The sequence below is a fragment of the Burkholderia sp. Bp9090 genome, from assembly GCF_003857985.1.
GTDB lineage: Bacteria > Pseudomonadota > Gammaproteobacteria > Burkholderiales > Burkholderiaceae > Burkholderia.
Genome location: NZ_QTPV01000018.1, coordinates 107,771 through 124,600, shown reverse-complemented (window position 1 = coordinate 124,600; position 16,830 = coordinate 107,771). Strand labels below are relative to the sequence as shown.

20 protein-coding genes and 1 pseudogene are annotated in these 16,830 nt (G+C 68.1%); 7 read left to right on the top strand and 14 right to left on the bottom strand.

Features of this window, described 5'->3' with window-relative positions; all coding sequences use genetic code 11:
* Together DIE16_RS36900 and DIE16_RS18555 are read right to left on the bottom strand one after the other, a co-directional pair.
* Positions 1-201, bottom strand: a pseudogene (locus DIE16_RS36900) (hypothetical protein); the annotation flags it as partial.
* Between the two features lie 15 nt (positions 202-216).
* Positions 217-909 carry a DUF2589 domain-containing protein gene (locus DIE16_RS18555; RefSeq protein ID WP_124485342.1) on the bottom strand — a complete coding sequence of 231 codons (693 nt, stop codon included), beginning with the start codon at positions 907-909 and terminating at the stop codon, positions 217-219.
* Positions 910-1,192: 283 nt separating this feature from the next.
* On the opposite strand from DIE16_RS18555, the gene DIE16_RS18550 reads away from it, so the two are divergent.
* Positions 1,193-1,876, top strand: coding sequence for a response regulator transcription factor (locus DIE16_RS18550; RefSeq protein ID WP_124522389.1), 684 nt, complete (start codon positions 1,193-1,195; stop codon positions 1,874-1,876).
* A 101-nt stretch (positions 1,877-1,977) separates the two neighbouring features.
* Here the strand turns inward: DIE16_RS18550 and DIE16_RS18545 are convergent, their stop codons facing one another.
* From DIE16_RS18545 to lysA, 5 genes are all read right to left on the bottom strand, one after another.
* Entirely contained in the window at positions 1,978-3,042 is a 1,065-nt protein-coding gene (locus DIE16_RS18545; protein WP_124667345.1) for a hypothetical protein, read from the bottom strand.
* 1 nt (position 3,043) lies between these two features.
* A complete protein-coding gene (locus DIE16_RS18540; protein ID WP_124893061.1) occupies positions 3,044-4,162 on the bottom strand; it encodes a hypothetical protein in 1,119 nt (372 codons plus the stop codon).
* A gap of 59 nt (positions 4,163-4,221) precedes the next feature.
* Positions 4,222-4,863: a hypothetical protein gene (locus DIE16_RS18535; RefSeq protein WP_124522383.1), complete on the bottom strand. Its 642-nt coding sequence runs from the start codon at positions 4,861-4,863 to the stop codon at positions 4,222-4,224.
* 20 nt (positions 4,864-4,883) lie between these two features.
* Complete coding sequence (locus DIE16_RS18530; RefSeq protein WP_124522381.1) at positions 4,884-5,492, bottom strand: ribosome-inactivating family protein; 609 nt, start codon at positions 5,490-5,492, stop codon at positions 4,884-4,886.
* Positions 5,493-5,868: 376 nt separating this feature from the next.
* Positions 5,869-7,107, bottom strand: a complete 1,239-nt coding sequence (gene lysA, locus DIE16_RS18525) for a diaminopimelate decarboxylase (RefSeq protein WP_124893059.1) — start codon at positions 7,105-7,107, stop codon at positions 5,869-5,871.
* Between the two features lie 109 nt (positions 7,108-7,216).
* Here lysA and DIE16_RS18520 point away from each other — a divergent pair, with 109 nt between their 5' ends.
* Complete coding sequence (locus DIE16_RS18520; protein WP_124485350.1) at positions 7,217-8,131, top strand: LysR family transcriptional regulator; 915 nt, start codon at positions 7,217-7,219, stop codon at positions 8,129-8,131.
* 75 nt (positions 8,132-8,206) lie between these two features.
* Positions 8,207-8,806: a GNAT family N-acetyltransferase gene (locus tag DIE16_RS18515; protein ID WP_124485351.1), complete on the top strand. Its 600-nt coding sequence runs from the start codon at positions 8,207-8,209 to the stop codon at positions 8,804-8,806.
* Positions 8,807-8,906: 100 nt separating this feature from the next.
* Here DIE16_RS18515 and DIE16_RS18510 read toward each other — a convergent pair whose 3' ends face one another.
* Together DIE16_RS18510 and DIE16_RS18505 are read right to left on the bottom strand one after the other, a co-directional pair.
* A complete protein-coding gene (locus DIE16_RS18510) occupies positions 8,907-9,479 on the bottom strand; it encodes a DUF4142 domain-containing protein (protein WP_124485352.1) in 573 nt (190 codons plus the stop codon).
* A gap of 387 nt (positions 9,480-9,866) precedes the next feature.
* Positions 9,867-10,490: an HAD hydrolase-like protein gene (locus DIE16_RS18505; RefSeq protein ID WP_124485353.1), complete on the bottom strand. Its 624-nt coding sequence runs from the start codon at positions 10,488-10,490 to the stop codon at positions 9,867-9,869.
* 226 nt (positions 10,491-10,716) lie between these two features.
* On the opposite strand from DIE16_RS18505, the gene DIE16_RS18500 reads away from it, so the two are divergent.
* Positions 10,717-11,097, top strand: coding sequence for a DUF4087 domain-containing protein (locus tag DIE16_RS18500; protein WP_207671168.1), 381 nt, complete (start codon positions 10,717-10,719; stop codon positions 11,095-11,097).
* Between the two features lie 28 nt (positions 11,098-11,125).
* Here DIE16_RS18500 and DIE16_RS18495 read toward each other — a convergent pair whose 3' ends face one another.
* Complete coding sequence (locus tag DIE16_RS18495) at positions 11,126-11,392, bottom strand: Txe/YoeB family addiction module toxin (RefSeq protein ID WP_060348282.1); 267 nt, start codon at positions 11,390-11,392, stop codon at positions 11,126-11,128.
* Positions 11,389-11,649 carry a type II toxin-antitoxin system Phd/YefM family antitoxin gene (locus DIE16_RS18490; protein ID WP_124485354.1) on the bottom strand — a complete coding sequence of 87 codons (261 nt, stop codon included), beginning with the start codon at positions 11,647-11,649 and terminating at the stop codon, positions 11,389-11,391. The genes DIE16_RS18495 and DIE16_RS18490 overlap by 4 nt, the downstream gene beginning before the upstream one ends.
* Positions 11,650-11,795: 146 nt before the next feature.
* On the opposite strand from DIE16_RS18490, the gene DIE16_RS18485 reads away from it, so the two are divergent.
* Positions 11,796-12,239: a GNAT family N-acetyltransferase gene (locus DIE16_RS18485; RefSeq protein WP_124485355.1), complete on the top strand. Its 444-nt coding sequence runs from the start codon at positions 11,796-11,798 to the stop codon at positions 12,237-12,239.
* Positions 12,240-12,294: 55 nt separating this feature from the next.
* Positions 12,295-12,513, top strand: coding sequence for a DUF1653 domain-containing protein (locus DIE16_RS18480; protein WP_006751720.1), 219 nt, complete (start codon positions 12,295-12,297; stop codon positions 12,511-12,513).
* Positions 12,514-12,560: 47 nt separating this feature from the next.
* On the opposite strand, the gene atpC is transcribed toward DIE16_RS18480, so the two are convergent.
* Together atpC and atpG are read right to left on the bottom strand one after the other, a co-directional pair.
* Positions 12,561-13,022, bottom strand: a complete 462-nt coding sequence (gene atpC, locus DIE16_RS18475) for an ATP synthase F1 subunit epsilon (protein ID WP_044847595.1) — start codon at positions 13,020-13,022, stop codon at positions 12,561-12,563.
* A gap of 11 nt (positions 13,023-13,033) precedes the next feature.
* A complete protein-coding gene (gene atpG, locus DIE16_RS18470; RefSeq protein WP_124523024.1) occupies positions 13,034-13,903 on the bottom strand; it encodes an ATP synthase F1 subunit gamma in 870 nt (289 codons plus the stop codon).
* Between the two features lie 489 nt (positions 13,904-14,392).
* Between atpG and DIE16_RS18465 the strand changes: the two genes are divergently transcribed.
* Positions 14,393-15,451, top strand: coding sequence for an alpha/beta fold hydrolase (locus DIE16_RS18465; RefSeq protein ID WP_409362237.1), 1,059 nt, complete (start codon positions 14,393-14,395; stop codon positions 15,449-15,451).
* A gap of 160 nt (positions 15,452-15,611) precedes the next feature.
* Here DIE16_RS18465 and DIE16_RS18460 read toward each other — a convergent pair whose 3' ends face one another.
* Positions 15,612-16,823, bottom strand: coding sequence for a winged helix-turn-helix domain-containing protein (locus tag DIE16_RS18460; protein WP_124893057.1), 1,212 nt, complete (start codon positions 16,821-16,823; stop codon positions 15,612-15,614).
* Between the last annotated feature and the right edge of the window lie 7 nt (positions 16,824-16,830).

Here is a 16,830-nt window from a genome sequence, read left to right as displayed (position 1 = left end):
CGCCGGCGCTGCGCCGCCCGTGCCGGCGACCGCGTCCGGGCCCGCGCCGGCGACCGCGCCGCTACGGCCCGCCACCGCCCCGGCCGCCGGCGGGACCGGCCCGTCCGGTTCCTGCCGGGCGGTGCCGCCACCCGGACGCGTATCCGCGTCGTCGTGCCCGCCGCCGCCCGCGCGGCGCGACCGTCTGAAGAGCCTGAACATGGCCGGTCCGCGCGCTTACGCGTGCGCCGGCTGCTGGGCGCCCGCATCGGCTCCGGCCGGCGCGGCCGCCTTGCCGCCGGCACCCGACGCGTCGCCGACCAGCTTGCCGTCGGTCGGCGTCGCCGGCAGCGGCTTCACGTCCTTCGCGTTGCCTTCGGTGACGACCGGCTTGGTCGCGGCCTCGGTCAGGAAGTCGATCACGCGCATCAGCGCTTCGGGCGGCGACTGGCGCTTCACCTGTGTATGGATCGAGTATTTCGCGCGCGTGTCGGTGCTGCGCGTCTGCTCCGCCTTGTGCGACACGCGCCCGGACACGCTGACGCTGATCGGCCCCCAGCCGAACTTCGCCTGGAATTCGCCGCCGGCTTCGGTCGACGACGACGACTTCTCCGACTGCGTGATCTCCATCTCGAAGTCGATCGTGCCTTCCTCGATCGCGATGATCGGATGGACGATCGCCGCGAGCAGCGGGATGCGCATCGTCTTCTGCACGACGCCTTTCGACACGCCGCTTTCGTCCACCAGCGTCTCGTCGTAGTCGAACTGGACGGCCACGGCCTTGCCTCCCTGGATGCAGACCTGCATCAGGAAATCCGCGTAGCTCTTTGCGGCCTGCGTCTGCGCGCTGATCATCGCCTTTAACGGGCCGGCGATCATTTGGTCCATGGGTAAAGCGTTAATCACCGAGCCAATGAAATTCGCGTCCATGAATAAACTCCTCTTCGTGTTGAAGACAACGGAAATTCGCTGTCGTTATTCACATTAGGAAATTGAAGACGTTTACCAAATATGACGTCCGTCACGTCCGGCGGCCCGGGCCGGCGCGCGGCGGGCATCGATACGCGCGGCGGGGCGCGGCGTGGACGAATTAGGCCATTCGTCACGGAGCGACGGGCCTAGTGCGCGGTGCGTAAAACAGCGGTAAAAAAAACGCCGGGTAGGGAAGCAAAAAATCCTAAACCGAGCATCCCGATTTCGAGGAAACCGCGCAATGAACGTTCTGATGATCGATAGCCCGCCGTTATTCGTCGCGGGCGTGGCGGACGTACTGTGTAAACGCGATGTCGACTGGCATGTGTGGTCGGCCCGCCGTCCCGAGGACGTCTTGCGCTTGCGCGACGCGTTGCTGCCCGGGACGGTCGAGGCGATCACGATCGAATGCGGCGAGCACGCCGCGCGGCCGAGCTGGCCGAGCGTACTGAACGAGACGTTCGCCGGCGCGCCGTGGCTGTGCGTGGTGGCCGCCGTGTGCCGCCGCACGATTGCCGATGCGCTGCTGGCGGGGGCGGCCGGCATCATCGACCGGCACGCGAGCGCGGACGAATTCGCGGATGCGCTCGGCCGCGTCGCGGCCGGCGCGATCTACGTGCCGCCGAACGACGGCGGCGCGACGCAGGCGCCCCCGGGCGGCGTGCCGGCCGGCGACGATCGTGCATTCGAGCGCCTCACGCCGCGCCAGCGCGAGGTGCTGCGGCTGCTGGCCGAAGGCAAGTCGAACAAGCAGATCTGCCGTGTACTGAATGTCGCGGAAGGCACGATCAAGAACCATCTGTACGCGTTGTTCCGCCAGATCGGCGTGAGCAACCGGACGGAGGCGGCGTTGTGGCTCGCGCGCCACGTGCCGTCCGAGCCGGCCGGTTTCACGTTCGCGCCGGCGTGCCATTCGCCCGGCTGATGCGCGCGACGAGCGCACCGATCGGGCCGGCACGCGAGCGTGCCGCGGGCGAAGGCGGGTTTCGCGCTGCGGCGGCAACGGTGCGCCCGCGCCGCGTCGCGCTACTGCCGGGGCGCGTCGGGCGGAAGCGGATCGTCCGCGGCCGACGGCGCGGGGTGGGCCGCGAGCATCGCGCGCGTGAATTCGGCGAGGCGCGCGCGGACGGCCTCGGCGGATGCCGCGCCGTCGAGCGACTGCTGCAGATCGAGCAGGTTGGCCGCCAGTTCGCCCTGCCACTGCGCGCGTTCGCTGGCGGCGCGCGCGCGATTCGCGGCGAGCGCCGCGCCGACGTCGGTCGAACGGTCGCCCTGCACCAGCGTCTCGAGCGTCTCGACGAGCCTTTGCAGCACGCGATGCACGGCCGTCGCCGAGAAGCCGCCGAGCATCGCGAGCGCCGGCCGCCCGAAGTTGTGCATGCTGCCCTGCGCGAACAACTGGGCCGGCAGCATCTGGACGATGATCAGGCCGGCGATCACGCCGAGAATCAGCCGCGCGCCATACGATGCGTCGTATTTCGGATCGTAGGTCGAGGCGGCGACGTAGTGGTGCGCCTGGAACAGCGTCGCGAACGACGCGCCGAGCCCCGCGCAGCACAGCAGGAAGGTGGTGTTCCACAGCAGCTGCACGCCGTTGGATTGCAGGAAGCCGCGCTCGATGTTCTCGCCCGACACATGCGGCGACAGGCTCGTCAGCACGACCGCGAGCAGGAAACCGAGCGCCGACCCGGTCAGCAGCCGGATCAGCGGCACCGGGCCGAGCCACGCGAACGGGTGCGCCTGGCGCCGGTGCATGTCGAGCAGCGTGACGGCCTGTGGCGTCGCGGGCGCGACGAGCGTCGCGAGCTTGCGGTGGATCGCCGCGAGCGCGTGCTGCTGCGCGGGCGCCAGCGGCGTGGTGGTCGACGCGCCCGGCGCCGGGTTGGCCGCCGGGTTGGACGAAGCGGCGGCCGCGATCAGCGCCGCGAGCCGCGCGACGAGTTCGGGCTCGATCGGCAGCCCGTGATGGAGCGCGTAGCGCGCCATCGCCTCGCATTCGTCGCACAGCTGCGCGGCGAGATCGTCCGGCGCGCGTGGTGGCTCCTGCAGCGCCGGCCGCGCGCGCCAGCGCCCGAAGCGCGGGGCGCCCATGTCACGGTGCGCCGTCCGCGTCCGGCACGTCCACGTCGAACGCGTGGATTGCGACGCGTTCGCGTTCCGCCCTCGACAGGTGGCGCACGCACGGTGCTTCGGCGACCCGCTGCCAGTGCGTCTGCGTGCGGTCGACCGCGAACACGACGACTTCCTTGTGGCGGCGGCCGTCGTTGTGCGCGATGTATTGCAGCGAGTCGGGCACGTCGAACGCGTCATCGGTCGGATTCACGCCGTACGACAGCACGAAGTCGAGCACGAGCGCGCCGTCGTCGAGATGCGGCGGCTTGACGTCGTTGCCGGGATACTCGCGCCATTCGAGGAAGTCGAGGCAGATGTCGATGCCGAACGGCGGCGCTTCGCCGAGCCGATTATCGAAGCTGTCCGACAGGCGCGGGCCCTGATACGGCGACGACGGCGGCGCGTCGGCCGTCGCGCTTTGCGGCGACACGTCGCTCGTCTTCAGCACCTCGACCAGCGTGCCGTCGCCGAGCTGGAACGTGTGGGCGAGCGGCGTCTCGAGCGCATCGACCGAGTCGCCGTAGTCGATCCACGACGTATGCCGCTTCGGCCAGATCGCCGCGCGGCGCGTTCCGTCGTCGTCGCCGTCACCATCGCCCCCTTCGCCGCGCGCGAGCGGCGGCAGGAAATTGGTCGTCGCGAACGTGAAATTCAGCGACACGTACGGCCCGACGAACGCGCCGTCATCGGGGACGTTGGCCGCCGTCTCGTGCTTGACGAGCATCGCGACGGTACCGGGCAGGAACACGATCGGCCCGTACTGATCCACCGGAAAGCGATCGGCGACCGCGCCGATCGCGCGCCGCACGGGATCGAGCTGCAAGTCGACGATCGCATGGAGTTCGTCGACGTCGTTCAGCGCGTCCCACGGCACGTTCCAGTAGAACTCGGGCGCGGTGACGAACGTGACGCGGCGTGCATCGTCGTCTTTCGCGTCGCGCCGCACGGCTTCGAACGCGCTCGACAGCGCACCGTTCAGGTGATTGAACAAGACCCCCTGCACGCGCGCTGCATACGCATCGAGCGTTTCGTCGGGCGCACGCAGGGGTTTGCAGTCGCATGAATAGCGCACGGAAACGATTCGGACTGGCTGTTTCATGATGGTTTCCTCTTCCTTGATGATGGCGGCGCGGCGCTTCAGGCCGCACCGCCGCGGCTTCAAACGGACGTGATGTCGGTGATCCAGAACCACGGGTTCGCGTACGGCCCGTCGATGACCTTGGCGACGGTCTGTCCGGGCCCCGGATCGAGCGTGCCGGGCACCCAGGCTTCGTAGTGGATCGGTGAGAAGTACAGGCGGCCGAACACGTAGTCGAACGCGATGCGTGCGCGATTGCCGCCGCGGAACAGCGCATTCGTGCCGGCCGTGTATTCGACGTAGCCGGTCGTTTGCGCGCCGCCGCCGCGACCGTTCGAATTCGCCTTGAACGTGGCCGCATAGCGTTCGTACAGCTTCGCGCGCTCGGTGAGCCCGGCGAAGGGGTCCGTCGCCGTGCCGTAGATGAGGGTCGGCAGGTAGCGCGGCACGTTCTGGTGGATCTGCCGCATCGCGCCGAGCACGTCGCCGCCGATGTGGCGCCCGGGCGTGCCGCGATCGACGACGCGCGCAGACGTGGCGATTTCGGACATCAGCGCCCGCAACTCGGGCGGCGCGTCGAGCCGCGCGAACGGAATCACGTACATCGGCAATGCGCAGCCGGTCTGCTGCTTGCCCGCGCGCGGCGTATCGCCGGCATTCGCGATCAGGCCCAGTACGAACGTTTCCCAGCGCAGCGACGCGTTGAAGTCGAGTCCAGACATGAGTGGCTCCTTCGCCGGCATCAGGCCGGCTCGCCGAGCGGGAAACCCTTCGCCGCCCAGTTGTTGAAGCAGGCCGTGCGATCGTCGTTCGGCGCGTAGGTCGCGAGCGTGCCGTCGAGCAGGCCGGCGATCGCATGCTCGGTGCGCGCGAAGCGCAGCGCCTCGGACAACGCGATCACGAGCCGTGTGAGATCGGGCTTGAACGGTGCGGGCTTCGATGCGTCCGCCGGCTTGAGTTTCGACAGCGTCCACACGGCCTGATGGAGGTTGCTCGGATTGATCGTCGGCAATGGATCGGTCGCGTAGCCGAGCCAGCCGTACGAACCGTCGCCGCCGAGCGCTGCCGCGCCGGCCGGCGTGCCGCCCGGAAACGGCCGGATGTCGAATACGAAGGTGCCGCCCTGGCTGACGAAGCCGAGCGTGTACAGCGACGCGTCGACGGCGGGGCCGTTCTTCGCGGCTTGCCACGCGAGGTTCAACAACAGCGACACGCGCGGCGCGCCGGTGTCGTCGCCGATCACGACGTCGACGGCTTGCCGCGTCGCGCGCGTGCCGTTCTGGCGGATCGCGTCGCGCAGCGCCGTGAGGTCGTCCTGGTAGTCACGGCCGGTGGTGAGTCGAAGTTGCACGATGTTCGCTCCTGCAGATAACCCGGCGTTGCTCGGCCGTCGAGACGGCGCGCGGGTCGAAGCGAATGCGCTGCCGTGCGGCCACTGTGCGTGGTGCGCGGCGGGCGAACAATGCGGCAGAAGTCATTGGCCGGGGTGTGACCGAACACCCGGGAAGCGGGTGTCGGAGTCGGTCGGCGCAGGTGGCGAAGGGGAGAAGGTTCGAAGGTGCGAAGGTGCGAAGGGGCGAGGCGACCGCGTGTGGAAGATCGGCGACTTCGGCGGCGTGCTTCATGTGTTGCCGGGCGGCATGAGCGCCGCGCGCCGAAAAGCACAACGGCCAGATTTGCCGGTAGCGGCAAACCTGGCCGTTGGCGTGACTGCCGCCGAACGCGTGTTACTCGAACGTTTCGAGCGCGAGCAGTTCGTCGATCGTCTGCCGGCGGCGGATCAGCCGCGGCGTGCCGCGATCGACGAGCACCTCCGGCGCGAGCGGCCGGCTGTTGTAGTTCGAGGACATCGACGCGCCGTAGGCGCCCGCATCGTGCAGGAACAGCAGGTCGCCGATCTGCGGCTGCGCGAGCTTGCGGTGCGTGACCACGCCGCCCGCGTCCTGCGTGAACACGTCGCCGGACTCGCACAGCGGCCCCGCGATCGCGATGTCGACGAGCGGCCGGCCGGCCGGCAGCGCGCCGTCCTGCGTGTGGACGGACACCGCGTGGTAGCTGCCGTACATCGACGGACGCATCAGGTCGTTGAAGCCCGCGTCGATCAGCACGAAGTCGTGCTTCGGACGGCGGTTCACGGCCTGTACTTCGGTGACGAGCGTGCCGGCCTCGGCAACGAGGAAGCGGCCCGGTTCGATCTCGATGCGCACCGCGTGGCCGAGATGCCGTTCGATCCGCTTGCGCGCGGCATCCCACTGGCTGAAGTAGTGACCGACGTCGACGCGCGGCTCGCCGTCGCGATACGGAATCGACAGCCCGCCGCCGGCGGAGATCGCTTCGATGTCGTGGCCGAGCGACGTGACGAGGTCGACCATCGCATCGCACACCTGCGACAGGTGGCCGTAGTCGACGCCCGAGCCGATATGCATGTGGATGCCGACCAGCTTGAGCCCGTACTGGCGCACGATCTCGATCGCGCGCGGCACGTCGTCGATCCAGATCCCGTGCTTGCTCTGCGGGCCACCGGTGTTGGTCTTGTTGCTGTGGCCGTGGCCGAAGCCGGGATTCACGCGCAGCCACACGCGATGGCCGGGAGCATGCTCGCCGACGCGCGCGAGCATGTCGAGCGAGCCGGCGTTCACGGTCACGCCGTGCTTCAGCACGGCCGCGAGCGTCGGATGGTCGATCAGGTCGGCCGTGAACACGACGCCTTCCGGCTCGCCCGCCGGACTGAACCCGGCCGCGAGGCTGCGTTCGATCTCGCCGAGCGACACGGCGTCGACGCACGCGCCTTCCTCGCGCATCAGCTTCAGGATATGCAGGTTCGAGTTCGCCTTCTGCGCATAGCGGATCACGTCGAACTGGCGCAGTTGGGCGATGCGGTCGCGGATGACGTCGGCGTCGTACACCCACAGCGGGGTGCCGTATTGCTGCGCGAGCGTCGCGAGCTGGCGGGAATCGAGGGACATGGCGGATGAATCGGATCGAATGAACGGACAGCTTGAATGATGCGCCTGAATGTCTATACAGTAAAATGCCTGTTTGTCGACATTCGATTCATTTTTGATATAGGCGGCCATGCTCACACACCGGCACATCGAGGTCTTCCGCGCGCTGATGGTCACCGGCAGCACGACGCGCGCGGCCGAGATGCTCTATACGTCGCAGCCCACGATCAGCCGCGAGCTCGCGCGGATGGAGCAGGTGGTCGGCTTCGCGCTGTTCGAGCGCTCGCATGGCCGGCTGCGGCCGACGATGGCCGCGCTCACGCTGTTCGACGACGTGCGGCTCGCGTATGTGGGGCTCGAGCGCGTCGCGGCGACGGCAGCGCGGCTGCGCGAGTTTCGCGACGGTCAATTGTCGGTGATCGCGCTGCCGGCGTTTTCTCATGCGATCCTGCCCGGCGCATGCCGGCGCTTTCACGACGCGCATGCGGGCGTCAGCGTGTCGGTCGCGACGCAGGAGTCGCCGGTGCTCGAAGAGTGGCTGACCGCGCAGCGCTACGATGTCGGGCTGACCGAGCACGACGTCGCGCCGGCCGGCACCGTGCTCACGCCGCTGCTCGAAGTCGACGAGGTGTGCGTGCTGCCGGACGGCCATCCGCTGCTCGCGCAGCGCGCGATCGATCTCGCGGATCTCGCCGATCGCCCGTTCGTGAGCCTGTCGCTGAACGACCCGTACCGGATCCTGATCGACGAGGCGTTCGCGCAGCTCGGTGTCGCGCCGCGTTCGGTGGTCGAGACGCCGTCGGCCGTGTCGGTGTGCGCGTTCGTGCGGCAGGGGCTGGGCGCCGCGATCGTCAATCCGCTGACCGCGCTCGATTTCGTCGGGCGCGACCTGCACGTGCGGCCGCTCACGCGCTCGTTTCCCTACCGCGTCAGTATGATCGTGCCCGAGCACCGGCCGAAGAGCCTGCTCGTCGACGCATTCGCCGAAGCGCTGCGTGGCGAAGCGCAGGCGATTCGCGAGCGGCTCGCCGCGCTGCCCGGCTGACGAGGGCCGTATGATGGGCGTTTCGCTGCGCGCAGCCTGCTCCTCTTCGTCATCTTCACGGAAACGGAACCCGTCATGACCGACGCTGCATCTTCCCCCGGACAACCGACGCTCACCGGCGAGCGCATCGCGCTGCGGCCGCTCGAAGCATCCGACCGGCAGGCTTTGCTCGATGCGGCGGCGGACGGCGAGCTGTGGAACCTGAAGGTCACGGTCGTGCCGGGCGAGGAGACGGTCGACGCCTATCTCGACACGGCGCTGCAAGGCCGCGCGGCCGGCACCGTGATGCCGTTCGTGATCGTCGAGCGTGCGTCGGGCCGCGTGATCGGCAGCACGCGTTTCTGGAAGATCGACCGCAAGAACCGCAAGCTCGAGATCGGTCATACGTGGCTGAGCGCATCGGCGCAGCGCACGCGCGCGAATACCGAAGCGAAATGGCTGCTGCTCGCGTATGCGTTCGACACGCTGCACTGTGTGCGCGTGCAGTTCACGACCGACGAGCTGAACGAGAAGTCACGCGCGGCGATTCTGCGGCTCGGTGCGAAGCAGGAAGGGATCGTGCGTCACGAGCGGATCATGCCCGATGGCCGAAAGCGCAATTCGGTACGCTTCAGCATCATCGACGACGAATGGCCGGAGGTGAGCGAGCGGTTGCGGGCGAAGCTCGCGACCTGACGCGAGGCGGGTGCCGCGTGCGTCGCGCCGCCGCAAAGGAGGCGGCGACGCGACGAGGGGGGAAGCGGCGTGCCGCGCGCGGTGCGCGGCGGGCAGCGCGTTACTGCGCCGATGCGAGGTGATGACGCTGCGCGAGCTTCTGCGCGGCCGCGTAGTGCGCCTGCAGGATCGGCAGCGCCTGGCGCGCGACTTCCTTCAGCTTCGTGTCGCGGCCCGACGCGATTTCGGCCTGGAATGCCGAGATCGTCTTCTGCTGGCCGGCGAGCGCGACCTGCTCGATATACGCCTTGTCGAATTCCGCGCCGCGCAGGGTCTTGATGCTGTCCAGCACGGCCGTGTCGGGATCGTTGGCCGGCACGTCGACGCCGCGCGGGCTGGCCGCGCGCATCGCCTGGATGATCTTCTCATCGTCGGTCGACACGCGTTGCGCGAACGCCTTCACCTGGCTGTCCGACGTGCGCGAATCGGCGATGCGTGCGGCGTCGTGCTGGGTCGACACGGTTTTCGTGCCGTCGTTGATGAAGGCCTGGTCGGCTTCGTGGATGCGCGTCTGCGTGGCGGCGGCCGGTGCGGACGGCGCCGGTTGCGCGGTTTGCGCGGTCGCCGTCACGGCGACGAGAAGCAGGCCAGCGGCAGACAATGCAAGGCGCGAGACTTGGGGGAAGCGGTTCATGGGACCTCCTTACGATCGGGGCTCTGATTAACGGACGGATCGCGTGATCCGCAGCTGTGCGAGAGACCGGGCGCGCCCGGGCCGGGCTCGATCGCCGCTCTGCCGCGGCGGCGTTCGAAGTGTTTCCCGGCCCGACTGATTCTAGGAGAGCGCTCAGGTAGCAGGTGCAACCGCGCTGTGGTTTGTGTAACGGTTGGTAAGACGAAACGATGGATGCGCGCGCGGCCAGGTAGGGCGTACCTGTTACGTGCATCGTGGCGGCAATTTTTGCGTGCGCAGCGTGCATTCGATCGCTGCAATGCGCGCGCATGTCATCGACGTTTCATCGTTTCGCGGGCGGGTTGTTTCGCGATTCGTCGAATCGAGCGCGCGATTCGTACGGCGTCCTCACACGCGATCGAGCAATGCGTCGAGACGCGGCAGCAACGGCGTCGCGCAATGCGCCTGCAGCGCGTCGGGCGCCGTGTAACCCCATGCGACACCTTGGAATGCGATACGCGCGCGGCGCGCCGCTTCGGCATCGCGGATCTCGTCGCCGACATACAGCACGTCGTCGGGCTGCATGCCCGCTTCGCGCACGAGCGCGCGCAGCCGGCGCGCCTTGCCGAACAGCGGAATGCCGCACGCGAACGTGTCGACGCAACGGCTCGCGTGCGGGCCGAGCCGGTCGCGCACGATGTCCTCGGTGTTCGACGTCGCGATCGCGATGCGGATGCCGCGTGCGGCGAGCGCGTCGAAGGTCGCGTCGACGCCGGGGAACAGCTTTACGTGCGCGATGCGCGGCCGCATCAGCCGGCGCATGTCGAGCGTCACACGCGGCACTTTCCACATCGGCACCTCGAGCGCGCGGATGATCTCGCGCGCCGACATGCCGCGCAGCGCGGGGCGCAGCTCGGGCGTCGCGTCGCGAAAGCCGTGCAGGCGCGATGCCTCCGTGAGCGCCGCGAGAAAGCAGTCGAGCGAATCGGCGAGGGTGCCGTCGAAGTCGAACGCGATGAGTCGATAAGGCATGAAGCGATGCCGCGAGTTGATCGAGCCGGTGACGATATCACCGAATCGAGCCGCGTGGCCCGCGCGAGCGGTTGGGTCCGCGGCGAAGCGGGATGGTCGGGCAGCTTCCTTGCATCGGACGGAATGCCGCCCGCGAAACGCGGTGCATGACATAACGGGCATGAAAGCCCGGTATGCTGTCGACGCTATCGTTTCCCCCCGTTTCCTTCGTCCGGACTTCCCTGAAATGAAAATCGCCCGTGCCCGTTCTGCGATGTGGATGCTCGGTGTGTTCGTCGCGCTGACGTCCGCGACGCCCGCGGCCGCCGCCGCGGAGAAGCGCTGCGGATGGCTCGAGAATCCGACGCCGGCCAACTGGTGGCTCGTCGACAAGGACAACAGCTGGACGCTGTCGACCCAGGGCAGCCCGCCGGTGCCGGGCCTCGACGAGATGCCGGACATGTCGACACGCGGCTGGGTCGTCACCAATGCGGGGATGCACGGTTACGGCTGCGCGTGCCTCGACCTGGAAATCGACCCGCGCACCCGCGAGGTGACGCGGATCGTGGCGGCCCGGCCGCTGCCGCTGAAGCGGTGCAAGGCCGATCGGGCGTTGCCGGCGCCTTGAAGAGGCGGGGACGGCGGCGGGATTGGTGCTACGCGTAGTGGTAGCGGCAGGACACGATGCTGATTTGAAGATCGTCCGCTTCGTAGACGAGGCGGTTCGTATCGTCGATGCGGCGGGACCAGAACCCGGACAGATTGGCCTTCAGCGGTTCGGGTTTGCCGATGCCTTCAAACGGTGTCCGTTGGGCTTCGCGAATGAGCTGGTTGATGCGCTTGAGCGTCTTGCGGTCTTGCCCTTGCCAATAAACGCAGTCGTCCCACGCGTCGGAAGTAAAGAGCACGCGGCGTACGCTCATTCATCGTCCCCCGCCAGCTTGTGCTCTTTCGTCTTGCCCTTGCGCAGTTGCGCGATCGAGCGTTCGAGGTGGGCAACGTTGGCCGGTGAGCGGAGCAGATGAACCGTCTCCATCAGGCTGTCATAGTATTCCTGCGACATGATGACCGCGTTCGGCGCATCGCGACGCGTGATGAGCGTCACGTCCGCGTCGTCGACGACCTGGTCGATGACCGTCTTCAGATTGCTGCGGGCATCCGAAAAGTGAATCGTGCGCATGATTCGCCATACTTGTACTTTGAACTGTACAAGTATGGCATGGGCGTCCATTGTACGGAATGTTGTACATGTCGAGGCGGCATCGCTTGTCGCCCACCCCGCACCGCGCTATCGTTGCTGCTCCCCCAGCCGACCGGAGAGCCGACGTGCCCGCAGACACCCCCGCCCCGCTGAGATTTTCCACCGACAAGCGCGAGCTCGACATCGACGCGATCTTCGATTTCCTGCATCGCGATGCGTACTGGTCGCAGGGCATTCCGCGCGATGTCGTCGAGCGCGCGATCGACGGCTCGCTGTGCTTCGGCGCGTATGTGGGCGACCGGCTCGTCGGATTCGCGCGGCTCGTGACCGACCACGCGACGTTCGCCTACCTGTGCGACGTATTCGTCTTGCCGGCCGAGCGCGGCAACGGCTATGGCCGCGCGCTGATCGACCACGTATTTGCGCAGCCGATGGTGCAGGGCCTGCGCCGCATCATGCTCGTGACGACCGACGCGCACGAACTGTACCGGCCGGTCGGTTTCGGGCCGTCCGCGAATCCCGAACGGCTGATGGAAATCCGCCGCCCCGATATCTACGCGAAACGCTGACGCGCGGCGAGCGCATACAATACGCGCTTTCGTTTTTGCCGAAGGGAAGCAGATCATGACCGAACAGGAAGCCGAACAGCTCGCCACGCATCGTCACTACAAGGGCGGGCTGTATCGCTACATCGGCGTCGCCCGTCATTCCGAAACCGAGGAGTCGGTGGTCGTGTACGAGCATCTGTGGCCGCATGCGCGCGGCTTGTGGGTGCGGCCGGAAGCGATGTTCAACGAGAACCTGCCGGACGGCACGCCGCGTTTTCGCAAGCTGCGCGACTGAACTGAGCACGCCCGCCGATCGCACGACGAGCGGTGCCGGCGCCCGGCCTAGCCGGCGGCGCCCGGCGTGTCGCGCGGCGCGGACTCCCGGTGCATCGCCAGCGCGAAGAAGCGCCGGATTTCGTCCATCAACTCCGCACGCGCCGATGCGAAATCGAAGGCGCGCCGGTTGTCGTGCGCGAAGCGCCGGCGCCACTCGTCCGCCGCATGCCGTGCTTCGCGTGCGCGCAGGTCGTCGAGTTCGGGCGTGCGCAGTGCGTGGTCGGCAATCAGCGTCACGCCGTCGCGGCTGACTTCCAGCAGGCCACCCGCGACGAGCAGCCGGCGGTGCTCGCCGCCCGGTGCGGCAACGAGCGTCACGACGCCGGGCCGCAGCCGCGTGAGCAGCGGCGCGTGATGCGGGTAGATGCCCAGCTCGCCGCTTTCCCCGGGCACGACGACGAAATGTGCGTCGCCCGAATACAGCACGTCTTCCACGCTGAGGATGTCGAGCTTCATCGACGTCGGCATGCGTGCCTCCTTCAGACCGCCGCCGCGCCGGCGACGATCTCGCACAGCTCGGTGGTGATCTGCGCCTGGCGCGTCTTCTGATACAGGTGCCGCAGCTTGCGCAGCACGCGATCGGCGTTCTCCGTCGCGGTCTGCATGCTGAACATCCGCGCGCACTGCTCGCATGCGTAATTCTCGACGACGGCCTGGTAGAGCGTCGCCTCGACGTAGCGCAGCAGCAAGGTATCCACGGCCGGTTTCGGCGCGGGCTCGTACAGATAGTCGGATGTCGCGGTGTCGCCGGGCGGCGTGCCGGTGTCGAGGCCGGTGAGCGGCAGCACCGCGTCGATGCGCGGCGAATACGCGAGCGGGCTCGTCAACCGGTTGTACGCGATGTGCAGTTCGTCCAGTTCGCCGTTGACGAATGCGGTGAGCGGCACGAGCAGCGCGCCGAGCAGCTGCTCGAAGTGCGGCGCGGCGGCGAGGCCGCTCGCGCGGGCGGTGATGGTCGCGCCATGGCGCATCAGCGGCGCAATGCCGCGTGCGCCGATCACGCTGAGTTCGCACGCGACGCCGGCGCGGTTCCAGCGTTCGAGCGCATCCACGCATTCGACCAGCAGCCGCGTATTGAGCGGGCCGCACAGCCCGCGATCGGTGCTGACGACGATCAGGCCGACGCGGCGCACGGGCGTGCGTCTCGCCATCAGCGCGGAGACGTGGCCGGACCGGTCGCGCAGCACGCGCTCGGCCATCTCCCGGATGCGCGCCGCATAGGGCCGGAAATCGCGCGCCCGCCGCTGCGCGACCGCCATCTTGGTGCGGGCCATCATTTCCATCGCCTTCGTGATCTTGCGCGTGGACGAGGTACTGCTGATCTTCGAGCGGATTTCGCGGATGTGCATGTGAGGCGGGGAGGCAGGTCGCCCGGTGTCGCCGGTGCGCTGTGGCGACGCGATGTCGGCCGCGAGGCCGGCAGCGAGGTCGGCGGATATCGCGCCGCGGCCATCGAACTGTCATCGCGCGATTTCATGCTATCGGGATTTCACCTGAAACGATTGACGACGATCAAGCGATCGCTTCCGGTTACGGACCAGAATGGTTTCGCCGATCGTCGCACCGGGCGTTCGATGACCGATTGCCGTCCGCATCGGAAGATCGTTGCGGACGCATCGAAGGGCGCAAACGTCATGCATACGACACGGCCGCGCGCGTGACGTGCGATTCGCCGCGGGTGTAGCGCGGACGATCGTCGCGCAGCCCGCGTACGGCTTTTTCCCTTCATGTTCCCAGTAGCCAGGAATTCGATGAATTCAATGAATTCGAGCGATACCGATACCGTCCCGCCTTCCGCGACGTCCGCCAGCGCGCCGGCGTTGCCGATCTTCTGGCCGATGGCCGCCGCCGCCGCGATGGTCCGGCTCGGCTCGGCACTCACCGCGCGCAACCTGCGTTTCGTCGCGGAAGAGGAGAAGCTGCATTGCGAGCCGCATCCGGCGCTGGCGTCGCCGAACCGCGCGCTGCTGGAACTGCGCACGATGACGTTCCGCGATTATTCGGTCGCGCCGGCGCACGGGCTGCCGACGATCGTCGAAGCGCCGTATGCGGGACACCGGGCGATGATCGCCGACTATCAGCCGGGGCAGAGCCTGATGCAGACGCTGCGCGAGCACGGCGTGACGCGCGTGTACCTGACCGACTGGCGCTCGGCGACCGAAGACATGCGGGACCTCGAGATCGACCAGTACCTGGCCGAGCTGAACGTCTGCGTCGACGAGCTCGGCGGGCGCGTGAATCTCGTGGGTCTGTGCCAGGGCGGGTGGATGTCCGCGATGTATGCGGCGCGCTTTCCGCACAAGGTCGCGAGCCTCGTGCTCGCGGGCGCGCCGATCGACACGGATGCGGGCGACGGTCCGATCAAGAAGATGGCGCACACCTATCCGACGTCGTTCTACGAGGAACTCGTGACGATGGGCGGCGGCCTGATGCGCGGGCGCTTCATGCTGCGCGGCTGGAAGAACATGCATCCCGACCAGCACTATCTCGCCGAGCACGTCGACCTGTACGAGCACCTCGACGATGCAGACTACCTGCGCAAGCGCGAAGCATTCGCGAACTGGTACGAAAGTCCGATCGACCTGCCGGGGCGCTGGTATCTGCAGGCGATCGTGCAGATCTTCAAGGAGAACCGGCTCGCGAAGGGCACGTTCGTCGCGCTCGGGCGGATGCTCGACCTGAAGGCGATCACGTGCCCCGTTTATCTGCTTGCCGGCGCGGCCGACGACATCACGACGCAGGAGCAGGTGTTCGCCGCGCAGGACCTGGTGGGGACGCCCGCCTCGCAGGTGACGCGCCAGCTCGTGCCGGGCGGGCATATCGGGCTGTTCATGGGATCGCGCACGCTGAAGGACGTGTGGCCGGGCATTGCCCGCTGGATTGCCGCGAAGCGGTAGCGGTTGCAGCGGAGGCCCACCGCGCGGTGGGCATGCGCGGCGGCGACTCGATGCGTCGGCGCGTCGATGGGTCGATGGGTCGATGCGTCGGCGCGTCGATACGGCAACGGTGCCGGCGCGCATGCATGCGGCGGGCGAGCGGTCGCGCCGCCGCGGCAGATCAGCCGCCGAGCAGTGCGTCCGCGAGCGCTGGCGGCGCGTGCCCGACCGTGACTTCCGGCGTGCCATGCCACGCCGCCAGCCGTTTCACGGCCTTCGCGACGTCGGCCGCGAGCCCCGTGCCGAACCGCACGCCCGGCTCGACATGCACCGTCTTCAACTCGAACGTGCCGAGCGCGCGATGCGCTTTCGCGTCGACGCGCCCGATCAGCCGGCCGCGATGCAGCACCGGCAGGCAGAAATAGCCGTAGCGCCGCTTGTGCGCGGGCGTATAGCACTCGATCGTGTAGTCGAACCCGAACAGCGTCGAGGCGCGCCGCCGGTCCCATACCACCGGATCGAACGGCGACAGCAGCGTCGTGACCGTCGAGCGCAGCGTGTCGGCCGCGGCGGCCGGCAGCAGCGCGTCGAGCGAGCGATGCACGTAGGCCGGCTCCTTCCAGTCGGCGACCTCCACCGGGATCAGCTCGCCCGCTTCCGCGAGCCGCTCGAGTTCCGCGCGGTACGAACGGCGCGGCAGCCGGTAGTAATCGGCCACCCAGTCCGCGCGCACGATCCCGAGTGCGCGACACGTGTAGTCGAGCAGCGAGGGCAGCACCGCGTCGCGCGGCGGCAGGTCGCGCGCATCGTCCCAGTCGGGCAGCACGCGTTCGCGCACGTCGTAGATGCGCTGGAAATTGCGGCGCTCGGACACCATCAGGTGGCCGGTCGTGAACAGCACTTCCAGGTGTTTTTTCTCGGGCTTGCGGTCCCACCATCCGTTGCCTTTCACCCCGTCTTCCCGGATGAAATCGGCGGACCGCACGGGGCCTTCGTCGCGAATCCGCGCGAGCAGCCGCTCGATCTCGGCGCGGTTCTGCGCGTGCCAGTCGGCCGCGTATTTCCAGCCCATCCCCGACGGATCGAGCATCTTGTAGCGCATCAGCCCGAATTGCTCGACCGGCAGGAAGCACGCTTCGTGCGACCAGTATTCGAACAGGCGCGCCTCGGCGAGATGCTCGTCGAGCCACTGCGGGGCGAAGTCGCCGAGACGGCTGAACAGCACGAGATACGGACTGCGCGCGACGACATGAATCGTATCGATCTGTAACTGCGCCATCCGGCGGATCGTGTCGAGCACGTCGGCCTTGGTGGCCTTGCGGCGGGGCGGGGTCAGCAGGCCCTGCGCGGCGAGATGCAGCGCGCGGGCGGCGGCGGGCGAAAGCGTGAGCATCGGAGCG

Bases quoted from the DNA above. Each gene is read 5' to 3' on its own strand.
- DIE16_RS18535 (WP_124522383.1), bottom strand. From the start codon at position 4,863: ATGTCTGGACTCGACTTCAACGCGTCGCTGCGCTGGGAAACGTTCGTA.
- DIE16_RS18540 (WP_124893061.1), bottom strand. From the start codon at position 4,162: ATGAAACAGCCAGTCCGAATCGTTTCCGTGCGCTATTCATGCGACTGC.
- DIE16_RS18515 (WP_124485351.1), top strand. From the start codon at position 8,207: ATGACCGACGCTGCATCTTCCCCCGGACAACCGACGCTCACCGGCGAG.
- DIE16_RS18510 (WP_124485352.1), bottom strand. From the start codon at position 9,479: ATGAACCGCTTCCCCCAAGTCTCGCGCCTTGCATTGTCTGCCGCTGGC.
- DIE16_RS18520 (WP_124485350.1), top strand. From the start codon at position 7,217: ATGCTCACACACCGGCACATCGAGGTCTTCCGCGCGCTGATGGTCACC.
- DIE16_RS18545 (WP_124667345.1), bottom strand. From the start codon at position 3,042: ATGGGCGCCCCGCGCTTCGGGCGCTGGCGCGCGCGGCCGGCGCTGCAG.
- DIE16_RS18495 (WP_060348282.1), bottom strand. From the start codon at position 11,392: ATGAGCGTACGCCGCGTGCTCTTTACTTCCGACGCGTGGGACGACTGC.
- DIE16_RS18505 (WP_124485353.1), bottom strand. From the start codon at position 10,490: ATGCCTTATCGACTCATCGCGTTCGACTTCGACGGCACCCTCGCCGAT.
- lysA (WP_124893059.1), bottom strand. From the start codon at position 7,107: ATGTCCCTCGATTCCCGCCAGCTCGCGACGCTCGCGCAGCAATACGGC.
- DIE16_RS18490 (WP_124485354.1), bottom strand. From the start codon at position 11,649: ATGCGCACGATTCACTTTTCGGATGCCCGCAGCAATCTGAAGACGGTC.
- DIE16_RS18465 (WP_409362237.1), top strand. From the start codon at position 14,393: ATGGCCGCCGCCGCCGCGATGGTCCGGCTCGGCTCGGCACTCACCGCG.
- DIE16_RS18555 (WP_124485342.1), bottom strand. From the start codon at position 909: ATGGACGCGAATTTCATTGGCTCGGTGATTAACGCTTTACCCATGGAC.
- atpC (WP_044847595.1), bottom strand. From the start codon at position 13,022: ATGCCGACGTCGATGAAGCTCGACATCCTCAGCGTGGAAGACGTGCTG.
- DIE16_RS18550 (WP_124522389.1), top strand. From the start codon at position 1,193: ATGAACGTTCTGATGATCGATAGCCCGCCGTTATTCGTCGCGGGCGTG.
- DIE16_RS18500 (WP_207671168.1), top strand. From the start codon at position 10,717: ATGAAAATCGCCCGTGCCCGTTCTGCGATGTGGATGCTCGGTGTGTTC.
- DIE16_RS18460 (WP_124893057.1), bottom strand. From the start codon at position 16,823: ATGCTCACGCTTTCGCCCGCCGCCGCCCGCGCGCTGCATCTCGCCGCG.
- atpG (WP_124523024.1), bottom strand. From the start codon at position 13,903: ATGCACATCCGCGAAATCCGCTCGAAGATCAGCAGTACCTCGTCCACG.
- DIE16_RS18480 (WP_006751720.1), top strand. From the start codon at position 12,295: ATGACCGAACAGGAAGCCGAACAGCTCGCCACGCATCGTCACTACAAG.